At 48.2% G+C, this 18,571-nt stretch carries 19 protein-coding genes; 18 read left to right on the top strand and 1 reads right to left on the bottom strand.

Annotation, left to right across the window (positions count from 1 at the left end; genetic code table 11):
- Positions 1-72: 72 nt before the first annotated feature.
- From AC6I5A_RS13635 to AC6I5A_RS13550, 18 genes are all read left to right on the top strand, one after another.
- Entirely contained in the window at positions 73-804 is a 732-nt protein-coding gene (locus AC6I5A_RS13635) for a head maturation protease, ClpP-related (protein ID WP_034617171.1), read from the top strand.
- Positions 797-1,984, top strand: a complete 1,188-nt coding sequence (locus AC6I5A_RS13630) for a phage major capsid protein (RefSeq protein ID WP_034617169.1) — start codon at positions 797-799, stop codon at positions 1,982-1,984. Before AC6I5A_RS13635 ends, AC6I5A_RS13630 begins: the two co-directional genes overlap by 8 nt.
- Positions 1,985-2,002: 18 nt before the next feature.
- Positions 2,003-2,320, top strand: a complete 318-nt coding sequence (locus tag AC6I5A_RS13625) for a head-tail connector protein (RefSeq protein ID WP_034617167.1) — start codon at positions 2,003-2,005, stop codon at positions 2,318-2,320.
- Positions 2,317-2,649: a phage head closure protein gene (locus AC6I5A_RS13620; protein WP_034617163.1), complete on the top strand. Its 333-nt coding sequence runs from the start codon at positions 2,317-2,319 to the stop codon at positions 2,647-2,649. Before AC6I5A_RS13625 ends, AC6I5A_RS13620 begins: the two co-directional genes overlap by 4 nt.
- A complete protein-coding gene (locus AC6I5A_RS13615) occupies positions 2,642-3,073 on the top strand; it encodes an HK97-gp10 family putative phage morphogenesis protein (protein ID WP_034617160.1) in 432 nt (143 codons plus the stop codon). Before AC6I5A_RS13620 ends, AC6I5A_RS13615 begins: the two co-directional genes overlap by 8 nt.
- Positions 3,070-3,408, top strand: coding sequence for a hypothetical protein (locus AC6I5A_RS13610; RefSeq protein WP_034617156.1), 339 nt, complete (start codon positions 3,070-3,072; stop codon positions 3,406-3,408). The genes AC6I5A_RS13615 and AC6I5A_RS13610 overlap by 4 nt, the downstream gene beginning before the upstream one ends.
- Positions 3,409-3,411: 3 nt before the next feature.
- Complete coding sequence (locus AC6I5A_RS13605; RefSeq protein ID WP_034617153.1) at positions 3,412-3,999, top strand: major tail protein; 588 nt, start codon at positions 3,412-3,414, stop codon at positions 3,997-3,999.
- A 17-nt stretch (positions 4,000-4,016) separates the two neighbouring features.
- Positions 4,017-4,403: a hypothetical protein gene (locus tag AC6I5A_RS13600; protein WP_034617150.1), complete on the top strand. Its 387-nt coding sequence runs from the start codon at positions 4,017-4,019 to the stop codon at positions 4,401-4,403.
- Positions 4,404-4,606: 203 nt separating this feature from the next.
- Positions 4,607-6,796 (top strand): phage tail protein, encoded by a 2,190-nt coding sequence (locus tag AC6I5A_RS13595; RefSeq protein WP_497900771.1) that lies wholly within the window; start codon positions 4,607-4,609, stop codon positions 6,794-6,796.
- Between the two features lie 15 nt (positions 6,797-6,811).
- The gene (locus tag AC6I5A_RS13590; protein ID WP_034617147.1) at positions 6,812-7,585 is read left to right on the top strand and encodes a phage distal tail protein; all 774 of its coding nucleotides are present in this window, start codon (positions 6,812-6,814) and stop codon (positions 7,583-7,585) included.
- Between the two features lie 12 nt (positions 7,586-7,597).
- Positions 7,598-8,476 carry a hypothetical protein gene (locus AC6I5A_RS13585; RefSeq protein WP_034617144.1) on the top strand — a complete coding sequence of 293 codons (879 nt, stop codon included), beginning with the start codon at positions 7,598-7,600 and terminating at the stop codon, positions 8,474-8,476.
- A gap of 15 nt (positions 8,477-8,491) precedes the next feature.
- Complete coding sequence (locus AC6I5A_RS13580) at positions 8,492-12,148, top strand: discoidin domain-containing protein (protein ID WP_052168112.1); 3,657 nt, start codon at positions 8,492-8,494, stop codon at positions 12,146-12,148.
- A gap of 68 nt (positions 12,149-12,216) precedes the next feature.
- The gene (locus AC6I5A_RS13575; RefSeq protein ID WP_034617141.1) at positions 12,217-12,618 is read left to right on the top strand and encodes a phage holin family protein; all 402 of its coding nucleotides are present in this window, start codon (positions 12,217-12,219) and stop codon (positions 12,616-12,618) included.
- A complete protein-coding gene (locus tag AC6I5A_RS13570) occupies positions 12,619-13,341 on the top strand; it encodes an N-acetylmuramoyl-L-alanine amidase (RefSeq protein ID WP_034617138.1) in 723 nt (240 codons plus the stop codon).
- A 103-nt stretch (positions 13,342-13,444) separates the two neighbouring features.
- A complete protein-coding gene (locus AC6I5A_RS13565) occupies positions 13,445-13,657 on the top strand; it encodes an SHOCT domain-containing protein (RefSeq protein WP_034617135.1) in 213 nt (70 codons plus the stop codon).
- Between the two features lie 60 nt (positions 13,658-13,717).
- A complete protein-coding gene (locus AC6I5A_RS13560; RefSeq protein WP_034617132.1) occupies positions 13,718-15,280 on the top strand; it encodes a recombinase family protein in 1,563 nt (520 codons plus the stop codon).
- Positions 15,281-15,703 carry a serine integrase family protein gene (locus AC6I5A_RS13555; RefSeq protein WP_034617130.1) on the top strand — a complete coding sequence of 141 codons (423 nt, stop codon included), beginning with the start codon at positions 15,281-15,283 and terminating at the stop codon, positions 15,701-15,703. It abuts the gene before it with no gap.
- Positions 15,696-17,270, top strand: a complete 1,575-nt coding sequence (locus tag AC6I5A_RS13550) for a recombinase family protein (RefSeq protein WP_052168111.1) — start codon at positions 15,696-15,698, stop codon at positions 17,268-17,270. The genes AC6I5A_RS13555 and AC6I5A_RS13550 overlap by 8 nt, the downstream gene beginning before the upstream one ends.
- Positions 17,271-17,345: 75 nt before the next feature.
- Here AC6I5A_RS13550 and AC6I5A_RS13545 read toward each other — a convergent pair whose 3' ends face one another.
- Positions 17,346-18,200 (bottom strand): hypothetical protein, encoded by an 855-nt coding sequence (locus tag AC6I5A_RS13545; RefSeq protein ID WP_034617127.1) that lies wholly within the window; start codon positions 18,198-18,200, stop codon positions 17,346-17,348.
- Positions 18,201-18,571: the final 371 nt, after the last annotated feature.

The following is an 18,571-nucleotide window of genomic DNA, read 5'->3' as shown; positions in this document are numbered from 1 at the left end:
ATTATGTGGAGCTCCACATAAGGCATTATATACACAACAAGCAAACAACAAAGAAAGCGAGGTAACCAAAAAGTGAAAAAGTTCTGGAATTGGGCGCGGGATGCCGACGATGGCGACCGCGTCCTCTATTTTGACGGTCAAATTTCTGATGAAACTTGGTTTGACGATGACATCACTCCTAAGCTCTTTAAGTCCGAACTGGAGGCCGGTAGCGGGAACGTAACCATCTGGATCAACTCACCCGGTGGTGACTGCGTGGCAGCGAGCCAAATCTACTCCATGCTGATGGACTATAAGGGCGACGTTACCGTAAAGGTTGATGGCATGGCTGCAAGCGCAGCTTCGGTCATTGCTATGGCAGGAACAAAAGTACTCATGGCACCAACGGCGCTCATGATGATACACAATCCGATTTCAATTGCTATCGGTGACAGTGACGAGATGAAACGTGCTGTCGCTATGCTCGCAGAAGTCAAAGAAAGCATTATCAACGCCTATGAAATCAAAACAAACCAGAGCCGAGATAAGCTGTCCCGACTAATGGATGCGGAAACATGGATGAACGCCAACAAAGCCATAGAACTGGGGTTTGCGGACGGACTGCTAACCGACGAAAAAAGCCACAGCAGGGAAGTGTCCGTGGAAAACTTCCTCTTCAGTCGACGGGCGGTTACAAACTCTCTGCTTGATAAGCTACGTGCAAAGTCTCAAATTCCCACACAAACTGAACAGCCGAAAGGCAAATCCATCGAGTCGCTCCAAGAGCGGCTCAATTTAATTACAGGAGGAAATCAAAATGTCTAAACTGCTTGAACTGTACGAAAAGCGTAACAAGGCTGTTGCGGCCACCCGTGCCTTCCTTGATTCCAAGAGGGCAAATGGCGACATCCTCTCCGCCGAGGACGACGCTACCTATAACAAGATGGAGTCCGATGTCATCGCGCTCGGAAAGGAAATCGACCGAGAAAATCGCCTTGCTGCTATCGACGCGAAGCTCGCCGAAGCAACAACCAATCCTATCACCAACAAACCTTTAAAACCGGAGGGCGAACACAAAACCGGCAGGGCTTCCAAGGAATATCGCGCCGACTTCCTTAACATATTGCGCGGTAGACCAATGATTCACAACGTCATCCAGGAAAGCACCGACGCGGATGGTGGTTATCTCGTCCCAGAAGAATTTGAAACTCAGATTGTCGCGGCTTTGGAGGAGACAAACGTCATCCGCTCCATCGCTAAGACCATTACGACCGCAGCCGAGAGAAAGATTCCTATCGCGGCGACGCATTCAGTTGCCCAGTGGACACTTGAGAACGGCGCGTATACCGAAAGCACCCCGACGTTCGGTCAGAAGACCATTGATGCCTACAAGCTGACCGACCTTGTAAAGGTCAGCACGGAGCTTTTGCAAGATTCCATGTTCGATATCGAGAGTTATATCACCGCCGAATTTGCTCGTGCATTTGGTATCGCCGAGGAACAGGCTTTCTGTATCGGTACCGGCTCCAACCAGCCGACGGGTATTTTTACAGCAAACGGCGGCGAAGTCGGAGTGACTACGGGTTCGGCTACGGCAATCACAGGAGACAACCTTATTGACATTGTGTACGCGCTCAAATCCCCTTACCGCAGAAACGCCGTATTCCTAACGAACGACGGAACGATTTCTGCTATCCGTAAACTGAAGGATTCCAACGGCGCATATATGTGGCAGCCGTCCCTTCAGGCGGGCCAGCCCGACCGCTTGCTCGGCTATCCGCTCTATACCTCCCCCTACGTTCCTGCTGTTGCAGCAAGCGCGTTTCCTTTGGCGTTCGGTGATTTCAAGAACTACTGGATTGCAGACCGCCTTGGCAGAACTGTCCAGCGACTCAACGAACTCTACAGCACCAATGGTCAAGTGGGCTTCATCGCTACCGAGCGTGTGGATGCGAAAGTCATTCTCAGCGAAGGAATTCAGTTGCTCCAGATGGCTGGTGCTTAATGAAAGGAGGCGGCTCGGATGTTAGTTGATGATTTACTTCCCGTTGTGAAAGCGAACCTCATTCTCGCCCACGATCTGGATGACGATCTATTGCGCGGCTACATCCGTGCCGCCATTAGTTTTTCCGAAAAGTATCAGCACCGCGAGGACGGTTGGCTTGACACATATGGCGCTTCCGAATCAACAAAGCAGGCACTCGTTATGCTTGCGAGTCACTTTTACGAAAGCCGTGACGGTTCAACCGCCGGGTTCTTTGCAGATAGTGTGCAAGCCGGAGATGCAGTGTGGAAAGCCGTGGAGCGTCTGCTCCGCATGGAAAGGGAGTGGAAAGTTTGAGTTACGGAAAGATGAATACCTTTATCGAAATCATATCCACCGCTCCCACCAAGGACACGGAAGGTTTCGTAACCCACGGTGACACTATACTTGCGTCCATACGCGCATACAAAGAAGATCGCCACGGTAATGAGCGGTGGGCAAACATGGCAGCTTTTTCCGAAGCAACCGCCATGTTCCGCTTCCGCAAAATACCAGCTCTCACCGTCGATACTGCAATGTTCATTATCTGTGACGGCTGTCGTTATAACATCGTCAGCGCCGAGGATGTGCGAAATCGCGGAATGTATGTGGAAGTTATGGCGACGGAGGTGAAACCTAGTGGCTAAGGTTGAAATCAAGATGCCAGAGGAATTCCTCCTAAAGCTGTCCCGTCTTGCCGACAGGACCGATGAGATTATCCCTAAGGTGCTGGAGGCTGGTGGGGATATCGTCCTAAGCAAGGTGAAAAACAATCTCTCCTCCGTCGTCGGGAATGGAACAAAAGAAGAAAGTCGCTCAACAGGAGAACTGGAAAGCTCGCTTGGGCTTTCTCCTGCAAAACAGAACCGAAACGGCGACTGGGACGTTAAGGTCGGGTTCGCCGAGCCAAGGAGTGATGGCGACTCCAATGCCAAAATCGCCAACATCCTAGAGTACGGCAGACACGGTCAACCGCCAAAGCCGTTTTTAAAGCCCGCAAAGACGCAGAGTAAAACTGCATGCGTGAACGCAATGAAAGTGAAATTCGAACAGGAGGTTGATGGTGTATGAGCATTTTAGCTGAGTTGAATACGCTCCTCTCGCCCACCCTCCCTGTGGAGACGGGCGTTTTTTCTGACAAACCACCAGATGAATATCTTGTCCTCACGCCAATGACAGATGAATTCTCCTTGTTCGGCGACAATACACCCCTAATCGATCTATCGGAGGTGCGGATTTCGCTGTTTTCAAAAGGCAACTATCTGCAAATAAAACGTCAGATAACCCTGACTCTGCTGAATGCAGATTTCACAATAACTGACCGCCGGTACATTGGTTATGAAAGTGATACCGGCTATCACCATTACGCCATTGACGTGGCGAAATCTTATGAACTGGAGGAATAACCTATGGCTACAATTGGCTTAGATAAGCTCTATTATGCAAAAATCACCGAGGATACCAACGGCAATGAAACCTATGGCACCCCTATTCCGCTTGCGAAAGCAATGAAATCAGACCTCTCTGTTGAGCTCGCTGAAGCAACCCTATATGCCGATGACAGTGCTGCAGAAATTGTAAAGGAATTTAAAAATGGCACGCTTTCTCTCGGGATTGACGATATCGGCGTCACGGCCGCCGAAGACCTAACCGGAGCGACTCTTGATGATAATCATGTCGTCATTTCCGGCAGTGAGGATGGCGGCAGTCCTGTCGCGGTTGGCTTTCGTGCAAAGAAAGCCAATGGCAACTACCGTTATTTCTGGCTTTACCGAGTGGTTTTCGGTATCCCGGCAACCAACCTCTCCACCAAGGGCGATTCTATTACCTTTTCAACACCGACCATTGAGGGTACCGTGCTGCGCAGAAACAAGCTCGATGACAATGGCAAGCACCCGTGGAAATCCGAGGTCAACGAGGATGATGCCAGCGTTCCCGCTTCCGTCATTACCGGCTGGTACACGCAGGTCTATGAGCCTGTGTTCACTGCTGTATAAGCATGGAGGATTAGCAGATGGATAAAGAACGAAGCGCAGTAATTACGATCGGTGGTCAGGAATATGAAATGCTTCTGACCACCAGGGCTACGAAGGAGATCGCCAAGAGATATGGCGGTCTTTCTAATTTGGGCGAAAAGCTCATGAAAACCGAAAACTTTGAAATGGCCCTGGATGAGGTGGTGTGGCTTATCACCCTGCTTGCCAATCAATCGGTGCTGGTCCACAACCTGCAGAGCCCTTCAAAAAAGAAAACCCTTCTAACAGAGGAAGCTGTTGAGCTGTTGACCTCTCCCTTCGAACTGGCAGATTACAAAAACGCCATCATGGAGGCCATGTACAAAGGAACGAAGCGCGAGGTTGAAAGCGAGGAAGAAACCTCAAAAAACGCACAGGTCGGGTAAGCGACGAGGCGTTGTTTGCCCGGCTGATTTTTTATGGTGTTTCCCTCCTGCACCGCTCTGAGCCGGAGGTCTGGCTGATGCCGATTGGCCATCTGCTGGACCAGTGGGAGGTCTATAAGCAGTTTAACGGACTTGCGAAGGCTAAACGCGAGTATTACATCGACGAAATCATACCAAATGGGATCTAAGGAGGTGGTGAGAATATGGCGGATAACTTCGGACTGAAAATCGGTGTGGAGGGCGAAAAGGAATTTAAACGAGCCCTTTCAGATATTAACCAGTCCTTTAAGGTACTTGGCTCCGAGATGAAGCTGGTCGAGTCCGAGTTTGGCAAAAACGAAAGCAGCGTCAAGTCGCTCACCGCCAAAAACGAGGTGCTCACCAAGCAGATCGATGCGCAGAAGGACAAAATTGAAACCCTGCAAAAAGCGCTAAAGAACGCCTCGGATTCCTTTGGTGAAAACGACCGCCGTACCCAAAACTGGGCTATTCAGCTTAACAACGCCAAGGCCGAGCTCAACGGCATGGAGCGTGAGCTGGCGCAATCTGCCGAGGAAGCGGATAAGCTCGGCGATGAGCTGAAGAAATCCGGAAATGAAGCCGAAAATTCAGGCGGTAAATTTGATAAATTGGGCGGCATCTTAAAGGGTGTCGGTGCAGCCATGGGTACCGTGGCGATCGCTGCTGGAGCAGCCGCATTTAAACTGGGCAAGGAGGTTGTGCAGCAATTCGGTGAGCTGGAGCAGAACCTCGGCGGCTCCGAGGCGGTGTTTGGTGAATATGCAGCTTCTATCCAGAAAACCGGCGAGGAAGCTTATAAAAATCTGGGCTTATCGCAAAGCGATTACCTGGCAACCGCCAATAAGATGGGAGCTTTGTTCCAGGGCTCCGGCATTGAACAGCAAAAGAGCCTTGATCTGACCGAAAAGGCCATGCAGCGGGCTGCGGATATGGCTTCAGTTATGGGCATCGATATGTCTATGGCCATGGAATCCGTAGCTGGTGCGGCAAAGGGCAACTTCACTATGATGGACAATCTCGGTGTTTCCATGAATGCCACCAACATCCAAGCCTATGCTCTTGCAAAAGGTCTGGACTTCACTTGGGCTTCTGCAACTAACGCTGAAAAAGCCGAGGTTGCGATGCAGATGTTCTTTGAGAACACAGAGCAGTACGCTGGCAACTTTGCCCGCGAGTCCACTCAGACCATATCCGGCTCCATCGGACTCTTGCAGGCGGCGCTGGGTTCCTTTACTGCTGGGCTTGGAAATGCCGATGCCGACATGACGAACCTAACACAGAATCTGGTGGACGCTTTTCAGGCAGTAGTGAAAAATATCGTACCAGTTATTGAAAACATTGTATCCGCCCTTCCTATGGCAATGGATGCAATTCTTTCTGCTATTGGTGAGCTGCTTCCAACCCTGCTGAGTACCGTAACAGAGCTGTTCACTCAGGTGCTGGAGACGGTCTTAAGCCTGTTGCCGGAGCTGATACCTGCCGCAGTTGATGCGGTTATGACCATTGTCGGGGCACTCATTGACAATCTTCCGCTGCTCATCGAGGCGGCTATCCAGCTTATAACCGCACTTGTGGAGGGTATCGGCACAGCCTTGCCAGAGTTGATTCCCGCTGCAGTTGGCGCGGTGATCACAATTGTCACTGGACTGATAGACAATCTGGACATGATTCTCGCAGCAGCCTTTTCAATCATTCAGGGTCTGGCGGAGGGACTTCTAAATGCGTTGCCACAGCTGATGGAAGCGCTGCCGCAGATCATAATGACGATTATTAATTTCATTACCGACAATCTGCCCGCCATTATCGAAATGGGTATTGAGCTGACCGTTCAACTTGCGCTTGGTTTAATTAAGGCGATACCGCAGCTTGTGGCAAAGCTGCCGGAAATCATCGCTACTATTGTGACAGGCTTGGGCGAAGCGGTCAGCTCGGTATTCGAAATCGGAAAAAACATCGTTTCGGGCCTTTGGGAAGGCATCAAATCCATGGGCAACTGGCTTGGTAATAAAATCAGCGGCTTCTTTTCCGGCATTGTGGATGGTGCCAAAAACCTGCTGGGCATTCATTCTCCTTCGACGGTTTTCGCCGGAATTGGTGAAAACATGGGTGCCGGTATCGGTGTTGGTTTTGCCGATGCTATGAAGCTTGTTGAAGAGGATATGAAAAAGGCTATCCCGACAGAGTTTGACGGACTGAATATCGATGTCGATGCGGTCAATCGATTTGCCTCAGCTTCAAATGCAGCTTCCTCTGCAGAGCAGGCCGGGAACGTAGAAAACAAATATGAAATAGTAATCAATAATCCAAAGCCGGAAGCCGCTTCAGACAGCATACGAACCACCCTGCTGAAGCATTCATATGGCTTGGCTTAAGGAGGTGCATGCATCTTGACTGAAAATTGGTCATTTAACGGCTGTGCTCTAAGCTCAAGAGGAAAATGGGACGTGGAAGCTGTTATCGAAGGGATCGGTATTCCTAAATTTAGAGGCAGTGACCTGCAGGTTCCGTTCCAGCACGGTAAGCGCTGGATTAAAAAACGCTTTGACAGAAGAAAGGTAGTCCTCTCCATGTGGATAAAAGGATCGGACCGGGCTAATCTGGATGATAATATCGATGCGTTCCTGAAAGCTATCGGCAATCCGGGACTTCATCCGCTTAATCGCACCATGAGAAACGGAGAACTCCGGCAGGCACAAGCTGAGCTTTGTTCGGAGATAAATTTCGTCAGGAAGAATCCCGGTTATGCCAAGTTCGCTCTGGAGCTTGAATTGGCCGATCCGTTCTTTTATCCAATAGAAAAGGTCACGGATACCAGGATGGTTACTTCCTCTCCCTTTGCATGGACGCATGCCAATGAAGGGTCAGCGCCTGCAACAGCAATGGTTATTACCCTGGAAGGCCCGTTGAGTAATCCGGTTCTTAGGAATCAGAGCAGTGGTGTTTGGCTTCAGTACCTTGGCACAATTGCAAGCGGCGAAGCCGTGGTTTTAGATACAAAATATTACACCTGCCTGCAGGGTGATGAGAATATGATTTCGATTGTCAAGCATGGCGGCGATGCCTACTGGATGATTCTTAATGCGGGAAACAACAGCATGGAGCTTGAAACAGACACAACTGGCGGCAGGGTTACGCTTGAGTATTACCCTGCCTTTTATTAGGAGGTGTAGCAAATGCCCTATCCAACCTTACCCGGACGAAAGTTTGAATATGACGCAGGCGGAGGTTCTGTCTACTATGGGAATAGTCCAACTGATATTACGGCACCGATAACCACAGAGCAGATGGCTAAGCTAAATGGGATAGGCAATACATCGGCAGTGCTTTCAACAAACGTGTGGGCCGGTAATGGCAGCAGAACTCTCTGGGTGTTTTTGCCTGAGAAGTATGTGGTCGCTGGACTTGGCATGATTCACAATGTTTATTGCACAGACAGCACTCCGGTGTCAGTGACAGTTGCCGGAAGCGCAGACAGTACAAACGGCCTTGATGGCACATGGATAAATGCGACATTGCCGAACGGCGCAATACCAACGTATATGATGGATGACGATGTGTGGAGGGACAGTATTCAACCATGCACATTCTCGGAAGCAATAAAAGTACTGCGCGTTCATTACAGTGCGCCTAATGCAGGCGCTGATTATTCTTCAGTAAATATCTATGCACTGCATATTTATGGTGTAAAAGCCGATGGACAAATACCAGACGACATTCTGTTTTTAGACGATGATGAATCCGGAGACCCGGAGTTTATTAGAGATCTTGATTTCGGCGACCGACCGGAAGGCACAACGGTAACGCACAGAATGAAGCTTTTTAACAGCAGTACGACAAAGATCGCCAACAACCTGACGCTGTCTATAATTGATACCGATTTCACCTTCAGCATGGATGAAGGCACTACCTGGGTGACCGGTGCAACAATCACCTCCCTTGCCCCACAGGGGACAAGCAGCAGCATTATTATCAAGAATACAATACCACCGCCGACACAGCTGCTCGGGCCAAGAGCGCCAAGGCTTGAGGTAACAATCGGAAGCTGGTCGTAATGAGGAGGCGATAATATGCCGGACAGAATAAGGCTAATCACGCCTCAAAACGAAGCAGTAACCAGCAGTCTGGCACTAACGGCAAAATGGGTACGCACTTATGAGGAGCTTGTCAAAGAAGACTTCGATGAAACCGGGGCGTTCACCCAAGTCGTTACCCGTGAAGACTATGTAGATAATGTGCTGACCTTTTTGGGGCTGCAATTGGACAAAGACCCCAACTCGACTCCAGAAGGCTATACTCCGGGAACGGACTGCGTTCCGCTTATGACCGCAACAACAACAGACGGCGTCACAGTGAATGACAGCGGCAACCTTGGAACAGGCTATGAGGGCTGGCGAGCCTTTGATAACAACAGTGATACACGCTGGGGCGTGGCCATGACATCAGGTATTCTTTCGGTAACCTTGGCATCAGCAAAAATTATCGCAGGCTATTCGATCCGAGCAAGAAATGATTCCTATCTGATTGACAGCCCGAAGGATTGGACCTTTGAAGGCAGTAACGACGGTACAAACTGGACCGTACTGGATACGCAGACCGGCCAGACCTCCTGGAGCACGAACGAACGCAAGGAGTTTACAGTATCATCCCCCGCCTCGTATCTTTACTATCGGCTGAATATCAGTTCAAACCAGAGCGGCACGGACACATCAGTTTCCGAAGTGGAGCTGCTGGAGGGCGTTCCCTATGGACTTGACTATTACAGCAGCGGAACCCGCGTGGTCGGGCCGATTACTTTAAGCGGGACTGCCTATGGGGACGAAGTCCTGCAGTGGACATTTGGCGATATGCCTGCTGGAACAAGTATAGTCATAAGCTGTGCTCTGACAACTGATGCGACACCTCCTTCTTCTTATACGGTTGCAACAAACGGCGCTCAATGCCCGGTGATCGCAGAAAACGATGATATGACTGGCAAGTACCTGTGGATTAAGCAGGAGCTTGCCACCTCGGATATTGAGGCAACACCGTCTCTGATTGCTATGGAAATGCAGCTTGTTTTGGCTGCGTCAGCCGATCTTACCATTGAAATTGATAGAACCACCATGTTCAGCGGGATGAACTACCGCTCCAATACGGTGTCGGCGCTGCCCTGTGGCGAGCTGACGACCTTTGAACCGTACGATGTATACGATGGATTCCTGTATTGGAGAGCAAGGGCAATCAATGAAGCCCTTGGCATTGACACTGGTTGGAGTACGCCAAACACCTTCAATCTAATGGGCGGCCCCTTTCCTTTACCGCAATTTTTCACGCTTCTTGAAAACAGGCAGTTTGGCAAACAAAGAGACAAACGCGCTTTATCTGTTCAAGAGAATATTGGCTTTGGAAAGTCACGGGAAAGGCGAACATTGTACGTCCCGGAGAACCGGGCGTTCGGCAAGCTGAGAGCAACAAGGACGATTTACACTGAGCTTAATGTGACCGACGATCCTCCATTCCCATGGATCAGCTCGATTTCCGTAACCAGGGGTCAAGCAGGCTCTGTGTTGACCCTACAAGGCAGCGGTTTTGGTTATACACACACAGCGGTAGACCTCGGTAATACCGACAGATATCTAAGAAGTTACGGCGGCTTTGTCTACATCAATGATATGCTGTGCAACGTACTTGAATGGTCATGGACAGAGATCACCCTCCAGCTTCCCCTTTCTGCTACAACCGGGCCAATAAAGGTGCAGCTGACAGCGCCGGAGCTTCAGGACAGTAATTCCATTGGCTTTGAAGTATATGCCGGTTTGCCTGCAGACGATGTGGGCATTGAGCTTTTCATCATCGATAGAGCAAATCCGAATGTGCTCGTGAAGCAGCTTGACGGCGCTTGGGACAAGGCGTTCCAAATGATGCAGAATAACCCTGGTAGTGGAAGCTTTAGAATTAGTCGCTACGATGATACGGGTGGAAACCGAGATTATATTGCCGATGACAACTTGGTCCTGGTAAAGCTCGATGGAAATCCGCTGTTCAAGTGGATCATTGAGGCAAGAAATCCAAACTATGTGGATACCAGCGAACAGCAGATAATTGAAGTCAGCGGACGCGGCGTCCTTTCCATGCTTGGCTGGGCTGTGGTTTACCCGGAGGAAATGGGGACGCCTGTTTTAGACCGGCAGTTTACAGGGACTGCAAGCAAAGTATTACGGACACTGATACTGGAAGCGCAGGCAAGAGGTGGTCTCGTTGGGGTAACCGTGGACTGGCAGGACGATAAGGACAGTCTTGGAAACACGTTCTCAGAGAATATCAATCTATCCTTTCATGTCGGAACGCCGCTACTGGAGGTTGCAACGAAGTTCACCGAGGGCCTTGGTTACTTCGATATTGAAATGACACCTGAGCTTGTGCTCAAGATTTACAAAACCAGAGGTCTGGATCTGCACGAAACGGTGGTGTACAGCCCGGGGCAAGCGGTCATCAGCCATCAGAACCAAAGCGACGCGACCGGCTTGGTGAACGAAGTACTCGTCGAGGGCGGCGACAAGCTATTGGCAATCGCCTCGCATTCTGCAAGCCAAGCATCTTATGGAAGGCGTGAAGGTTATTTATCGGCAAGCAATATTCAGGATGGCCTGAGCGAATACGGACAAGCATATCTAAATAGGGTCGCCTACCCGACTTGGGGTATCCAAGGAACGGTTACGAAGTTTTACGATGACCAGGGCAACAGAATGAAGCCCTTTGAAACCTACTTGATTGGAGACTGGATCGGCTGGAAGATCGCACCGGAAGGCTCAGATGATATCGGTTTCGATGGCGTATTAAGAATTCGTGGCATCACAGTAAGCGAGGATGACGACACCGGGGCCTTGTCCTATACACTGGAGCTCCACAATATGATGCTGGAGCATGAGATTAAGCTAAACCAGAAGGTTGAGCGAATGTCCCAGTACAGCGGTTCTGATGTTTTATCTGTGGCTCCTTCCAGCAGCGGTGGCTATTCCACCTCGGAAGTAAACGCTATGCTTGCAGCCAAGGCAGACACAAACCACCTGCATACCGGCGTTTACTCGGATATTGACCACGTTCACGACTTTTTAGCATTGACGGATACGCCCGGCAGCTACCTGGGACAAGGAACCAAGGTGGTAGCGGTTAAAGCAGACGGCAGCGGTCTTGAGTTTGTGACCGGCGGCGGAAGCAGCTCAATCGGCGGCTGTCTGGCTTGGGTTACATTCAATGGAATCACAAATGCAAATACCACCGGAACCTATGTGCAAAGCGGAACGACAGTAACGGTAACCTTGACAGGACACGGCTACAAGGTTGGTCATATGATATACTCCGACATCACATCCGGGACTGGAGTTGATGGCACTTATAAAATTACAGAGGTTACCACGAACACTTTTAAATATACGGCTGGAACTTCGTTGACAACGAGCGGAAACATCACGCTTAGAAGGTGTGCGATTAGAAGATGTGGTGCTGTTCATTCCGTTTCTGATATAGGGACCGGCTATTATGCGGTTAACTTTGCCAACGAGATGATCGATGCGAATTATGCCTTCTGCGCAAATGCCTGTGAGCCAACTGGGACGACAGCAAATACTGCAGTTTCTGCTTCAGATCCGACTGAAATCACAAACTTTTTTATTGGCTTGACCTGTGAGGACTTGGACGGCGGATATATTGACTGCCCTGTAGTATCGCTATCCATATTTGGATAACTGACAGTGAAATAGTTGTTTTGGAGAGCCTTCGGGCTCTTCTTATTTTTATCAAGGAGGTTTAACAAATGAAAGACATTATTAATACGCTTCAGATTGTCGTTGCCGCTGTTGGCGGCTACATCGGGTACTTCCTTGGCGGCTGGGATGGCTTCCTATATGCTTTGGTAGCCTTTGTCGTCATCGATTATCTGACGGGGATCATGGTGGCCATTTTGGAGAAGCGCCTTTCAAGCGAGGTCGGCTTTCGGGGCATCTTCAAAAAGGTGCTGATTTTCTCGTTGGTGGCTGTGGCACACATCGTGGATTCGCAGCTTATTCAAACCGGCAGCGCTGTCCGAACCGCTGTCATCTTCTTCTATTTGTCTAATGAAGGCATCAGCATAATTGAGAATACGGCAAAAATCGGTCTTCCTATTCCCGAAAAACTCAAAACGGTCTTGGAACAGCTGAATAAGGAGGACAAATAAATGAATCTGCACAAGCTAATTCTCACCAACAACGCTTGCTACAAAGCAGGCAAAACCATCACGCCAAAGGGCATCATGGTCCATTCCACCGGGGCAAACAACCCGAACCTGAAACGCTATGTTGGCCAGGATGATGGACTGCTCGGTGTAAACACCAACAACAACCACTGGAATCAGGACAAGCCGGACGGTCGGCAGGTCTGCGTCCACGGCTTCATCGGTAAGCTGGCTGATGGCAGCATCGCCACTTATCAAACCTTGCCCTGGAATCACCGGGGCTGGCACTGCGGCAGCGGTTCAAAAGGTTCCGGCAACGATACACATATCAGTTTTGAAATTTGCGAGGACAGTCTTATAGACGCCTCGTATTTTTCTGCCGTTTACACAGAGGCTGTTGAGCTATGTGCTTATCTCTGCAAGCAATATGGGCTCACTGAAAAGAACATCATCTGTCATAGCGAAGGAGCTACCCTCGGCATTGCCAGCAACCATAGTGATGTGATGCACTGGTTTCCCAAGCACGGTAAAAGCATGGACACCTTTCGTGCAGATGTTGGGAAGCTGCTTGTCACGGCCAATGCAACAACCGAACAAGCATCAACTGCTTCAAAAACCATTTATCGTGTACAAGTCGGGGCTTACTCTGTCAAGGCGAACGCCGACGCAATGCTCGCTAAGGTCAAAGCGGCAGGCTTCAAAGACGCTTTCATTAAAACTGAATAGAGAAGTGATTTTATCTACGGATTTACTCCCCTCACTGTCCTTTTGGAAGTGAGGGGAGTTTTCTTTTTTCTCCTCATCGAAATTCAGGGAGGAGGAACAGAACATGCCAAACATTAACGCCGAAACACCGGAAAGCATTTGTGCTAAAATTCCTGTTTCACAGGAGCAACTGCAATGTGAAATGGATTATATAAGGGCGCAGCGGATACTTGATTCCATGCTTCAAAAGGGACTTATTTCTTTGTCGGAATTTAATAAAATCACCCTACTAAACCGCCAGTCTTTTTCTCCGGCGTTGGCACAGATAATGCCTTAAAACCGTTGATATAACTCTGCTTCAGAGTTAATATGTGACACTGACCAAGGAGGTGAAAAATTGAAAAAGGTTACGAAAATTGCTCCAACTACCAAGTCTACTGCAGAACAGCCCCAGCTGCGTGTCGCCGCCTACGCCCGTGTTTCGACTGACAGCGATGAGCAGCTGGTCAGCCTTGAAACCCAGAAAAACCATTACGAATCCTACATTAAAGCTAATCCGGAATGGGAGTTTGCGGGGCTTTACTATGACGAGGGCATAACTGGCACCAAAAAGGAAAAAAGGCCCGAGCTGCTTCGGATGATTGCCGATTGCGAGCAAAGAAAAATCGACCTCATCGTCACAAAGTCGATCAGCCGCTTAGCTCGAAACACCATGGATTGCCTGAGTCTGGTCCGTAAACTAACCAAGCTTGGCATTTCTGTGTATTTTGAAAGTGAGAACATCAATACCGGGTCAATGGAAAGCGAACTCATGCTGTCGATCCTGAGTGGACTGGCCGAGGGTGAATCGGCGTCCATCGCTGAGAATAACAAATGGTCCATACAACGACGCTTTCAAAATGGTACTTATAAAATCGGCTGTTCGCCATATGGCTACGATGCTGTAAATGGCAAATTGGTTGTGAATGAACAGCAGGCTGAAATTGTCCGGTTTGTATTTTCTGAGATTCTGTCTGGGAAAAGCCTTCATAAGATTGCGGATGCACTGAATCAGCGCAACATTCTTTCTAAAAAAGGCGGTCGATGGAAGGCTAATACCCTTCGAAATATGGTCGTAAACGAGAAGTACATCGGTGATGCACTCTTTCAAAAGACCTATAGCGACAGTCAGTTCAACAGGCATAAGAACGACGGTGAAAAAGAACAATATCTGATTCGTGATCATCATGAGCCGATTATAAGCCGGGAGGATTTTGAAGCAGTTCAGAAAGTTATTGAGCAGCACGGAAAGGAAAAAGGCGTAGAAAAGTACAGTGAGAAATACCAGAAACGATATCCCTTTTCCGGGAAAATCATCTGTGGTCAGTGTGGCGGTACTTTTAAGCGCCGTACCCACTCCAGCGGGAGGAAATACATCGCGTGGTGCTGCTCGACTCATATTGAAAGCATCGAAAAATGTTCTATGAAATACATCCCGGATTCCGATTTTGAATATGCCTTCATTACCATGATGAATAAGCTCATCTTCAGCCATCAATTCGTACTGAAGCCTTTATTGATTGGCCTGCGCGGTGTAAATACCGACGAAAGCTTCATAAGCATTCAAGACATTGATAAGAAGCTGGAGGAAAATGCCGAACAACAAAATGTGCTGGTCAACCTAATGGCCAAAGGCTATCTTGACCGCCCTGTTTTTAAGAAAAGCAGCAACAATTTACTTCAGGAAGCCGATCGATTGCAACGTCAAAAAGAGTCAATTAACCGCTTAATACAGGACGGGAACCAGCATTTAGGTGAAGTGAGCGCCCTGCTACAATACGCCACAAAAGCAACTATGTTGAAGCGCTTCGATGAAGATGTTTTCAAGAATTTTGTGAACCGGATTATTGTTTATTCCCGGACTGAGATTGGATTTGAACTGAAATGTGGCATTACCTTGAAAGAAAGGCTGGTGATATAAATGAGCCACACACCATTTGGCTATCGGATAGTAAACGGTGAAGCTGTGATCGATGAGCTTGCTGCCGAACAGCTAAGAACCCTCTTCCTCGCTTATTTAGCCGGTGATTCCTTGGCAACGGCTGCACAAAAGGCTGGAATTCTAATCTCCCATGCAGTTGTCAGAAAGATGCTCCGGAATACCCATTACCTCGGCGACGATTATTATCCGGCAATTATAGAACCAGCCACTTTTGAATCAGCCGAATCGGAACGCATTCGACGGGCTGAAAAACTCGGCCGAATCTTTGAGCCAAAAGAGACGATTGAGGCCGCTTACCCCACCACCTTCCATATCAAAGAAGGTAATGAGCGGTTCGACGACCCCTTCCAACAGGCAGAATACACCTACAGTCTGATCGAAAGAGAGGTGCAAAATGACTGAAGCAAAAATGAGTGTCACTGTGCTCCCAGCCAGGAAACAAGCCCGTGGCAAAAATGACGATGAAGAAAAAGCAAAACTCCGCGTAGCCGCCTACTGCCGCGTTTCCACGGATAGTGATGAGCAAGCCACCAGCTATGAAGCGCAGATAGAACACTATACGGCCTACATCAATGGCCAACCGGACTGGAGTCTGGCAGGCATCTATGCGGATGATGGCATCTCCGGTACCAATACGAAAAAACGTGAGGAATTCAACCGAATGATTGATGAGTGTATGGCGGGCAACGTCGACATGGTCATAACCAAATCCATCAGTCGATTTGCCCGCAACACGCTAGACTGCCTGAAATATATCAGGCAGCTGAAAGAAAAATGCATTCCCGTATACTTTGAGAAAGAAAATATTAACAGCATGGATTCTAAAGGTGAAGTCATGCTCACCATTATGGCGTCCCTTGCCCAGCAAGAGAGCCAGTCTTTGAGTCAGAACGTAAAACTGGGTCTGCAATACCGCTACCAGCAAGGCGAAATTCAGGTCAACTGTAACCGCTTTCTTGGGTTTGCCAAGGATGAGAATAAGCGCTTGATCGTTGTCCCCGAGGAAGCTACAATCATAAAACGCATCTACCGGGAATATCTTGAAGGAGCCAGCATGCTGAAAATCGCCCGTGGCCTTGAAGCGGACGGCATTCTAAACGGTGCTGGCAATGAAAAATGGCATACCAGTAATATTAACCAGATTTTGCGAAATGAAAAGTACATCGGCGATGCTCTCCTGCAAAAAACATATACCACAGACTTCCTCACGAAAACGCGAGTAAAGAACCATGGTATCGTTCCGCAATATTATGTAGAAAACAGCCATGAAGCCATCATCCCGCGTGAAATTTTCATGCAGGTGCAGGAAGAACTTATCCGTCGCCGCATCGTCCACACCAGCCCGAACGGCAAAAACCGAACCTTCAGCAGCATCCACTGTTTTTCAAATATGATTATTTGCGGGGGCTGCGGAGAGTTTTACCGCCGGATTCACTGGAACAACCGAGGGAAAAAATCGGTTGTCTGGCGCTGCATCAGCAGGCTTGAAAATACCGGACTTTACTGTGACGCTCGCACAGTGTTGGAAAGCACTATCGAGCAGGTTCTTGTCACCGCCATTAATCAAACCCTCTGCGGAAAAGATGATTTCCTGATCACCCTGCAGAATAACATCGAAACTGTTCTCTGCCACGAAAGTGACCAGACCCTGGCATGTATCGATGCGCGGCTCCAGGAACTTCAGGCGGAGCTTCTGAAATTAGCCAGCTCCAAGGCTGATTATGAGAGCGTCGGCAACGAGATTCATCGTCTGCATGAAGACAAGCAAAAGGTTCAGCTGGAAAGTGCAGGACGGGATGAACTGAAGAAACGGATAGACGAAATGAGCACATTTCTACAAAAGCAACCCATCGACCTGACCGAATATGACGAGCCGCTTGTCCGGCGGCTGATTGAAAAAGTCACCATCTACGAGGATAAGTTCACCGTCGATTTTAAGTCTGGTTTGACGGTTGATGTGGATGAATAAGAGTAAAAACAAGTAAGGCACTCTACGATAATTATGACGTAGGGTGCCTTTACTTATTTTGAACAATTCTACAATCTATTCTTCATATATGTCTACAGTCATTTCGACGCGTATACCTTCATGCAAGTAACTTTTATGGACTTGTGCTATATCCTTCATGCAACCCAACTCTATTGGAGCACTGTGTAGACGTTCAATAACTTCCTTTTTATTAGTTTTAATGATAACTCGTGCTTCACTTTGCTCTGCAAAGCGGGTGTTTTTTACCAGTAATTCTTTAGGGTATTTCTGGCCAAAATCCATCCAGCCATTAGAGCCGTATGCCTCAAAATCAAAATATGATACATTCCCAATTAGTATTTCAGAATCATCCAAACCGACTTGCCTTAATGCTTGATACAATCTATTCTTAAATTCATCAAAGTCGGAAATTAATATCAATGCAGGTTGGTCTTCTAACGGTAACTTATCAATATCTTCCGGTAAATAGTTGTCTGAAAAGTCTCTAAAATACGATGCTGGTATATCAGCGGTTACTCTGTGTTTTCCCTCACTGTCTGGACAAGGAAACAAGCTGTTTTTCATTATGTACACACAAAAGCAAGGCAATTTTAAACTTCGTTTGTCTTTCAAAAGCAGTCGATTCCCGCATATTTCCTTGTGTAATGGTCTGGTATTAGGATTTAAGATACAGCTAGACTCATATTTTCGAGTCAATTCCAATATACGCTCAACATCTAAACTATCACAAAAACCCAGAGTTCCCTCATAACCGTCTCCTCGCCCATCTCCATATTTTTTGGAGTAGTCAATCCACGATTGGGGGGTGTTGAATTTGATTGATCCTGCATCTATAAAAGAATCAGCATATTTCGAACTGGTTAATCTAAAGGTAGCCGAAAAATTATTCGGTTTTGCCCATTCTCCCATAAAACACCTCTCATTATATCATTCTGACATATTTCGGCTATGTTGATTAGCCTATTTTATGATACAAACCATAAAAATCTATACTGACCACACAACCCGGCAAAATTCAAAAAACATCTAAATCGACCACTCAGCAAGCCCTAAAAACCGAAAACATCTATATCGACCTCTCACCAAGTGCCGACATCTAAATCGACCATTCACAAGGGTCTGAGGCTATTTCGATATGTTCCCTCAAAGCAAAAAAATCACATTTTTCGCTCTCTAATTTCAAACGCAAAAACACACAAACGGCTTGAATACTGGGCTTTCCAGACCACTACTCTTTTACCCTTGACATCAATACGACCGTCTCAACGTGCTGCGTCCAA

The sequence above is a fragment of the Desulfosporosinus sp. Tol-M2 genome, assembly GCF_059735615.1.
This window is presented reverse-complemented; position numbering and strand designations above follow the sequence as displayed.

Coding starts and splice junctions, on each gene's coding strand:
- AC6I5A_RS13630 (WP_034617169.1), top strand. CDS start 797: ATGTCTAAACTGCTTGAACTGTACGAAAAGCGTAACAAGGCTGTTGCG.
- AC6I5A_RS13625 (WP_034617167.1), top strand. CDS start 2,003: ATGTTAGTTGATGATTTACTTCCCGTTGTGAAAGCGAACCTCATTCTC.
- AC6I5A_RS13610 (WP_034617156.1), top strand. CDS start 3,070: ATGAGCATTTTAGCTGAGTTGAATACGCTCCTCTCGCCCACCCTCCCT.
- AC6I5A_RS13605 (WP_034617153.1), top strand. CDS start 3,412: ATGGCTACAATTGGCTTAGATAAGCTCTATTATGCAAAAATCACCGAG.
- AC6I5A_RS13600 (WP_034617150.1), top strand. CDS start 4,017: ATGGATAAAGAACGAAGCGCAGTAATTACGATCGGTGGTCAGGAATAT.
- AC6I5A_RS13595 (WP_497900771.1), top strand. CDS start 4,607: ATGGCGGATAACTTCGGACTGAAAATCGGTGTGGAGGGCGAAAAGGAA.
- AC6I5A_RS13585 (WP_034617144.1), top strand. CDS start 7,598: ATGCCCTATCCAACCTTACCCGGACGAAAGTTTGAATATGACGCAGGC.
- AC6I5A_RS13580 (WP_052168112.1), top strand. CDS start 8,492: ATGCCGGACAGAATAAGGCTAATCACGCCTCAAAACGAAGCAGTAACC.
- AC6I5A_RS13575 (WP_034617141.1), top strand. CDS start 12,217: ATGAAAGACATTATTAATACGCTTCAGATTGTCGTTGCCGCTGTTGGC.
- AC6I5A_RS13570 (WP_034617138.1), top strand. CDS start 12,619: ATGAATCTGCACAAGCTAATTCTCACCAACAACGCTTGCTACAAAGCA.
- AC6I5A_RS13565 (WP_034617135.1), top strand. CDS start 13,445: ATGCCAAACATTAACGCCGAAACACCGGAAAGCATTTGTGCTAAAATT.
- AC6I5A_RS13555 (WP_034617130.1), top strand. CDS start 15,281: ATGAGCCACACACCATTTGGCTATCGGATAGTAAACGGTGAAGCTGTG.
- AC6I5A_RS13550 (WP_052168111.1), top strand. CDS start 15,696: ATGACTGAAGCAAAAATGAGTGTCACTGTGCTCCCAGCCAGGAAACAA.
- AC6I5A_RS13545 (WP_034617127.1), bottom strand. CDS start 18,200: ATGGGAGAATGGGCAAAACCGAATAATTTTTCGGCTACCTTTAGATTA.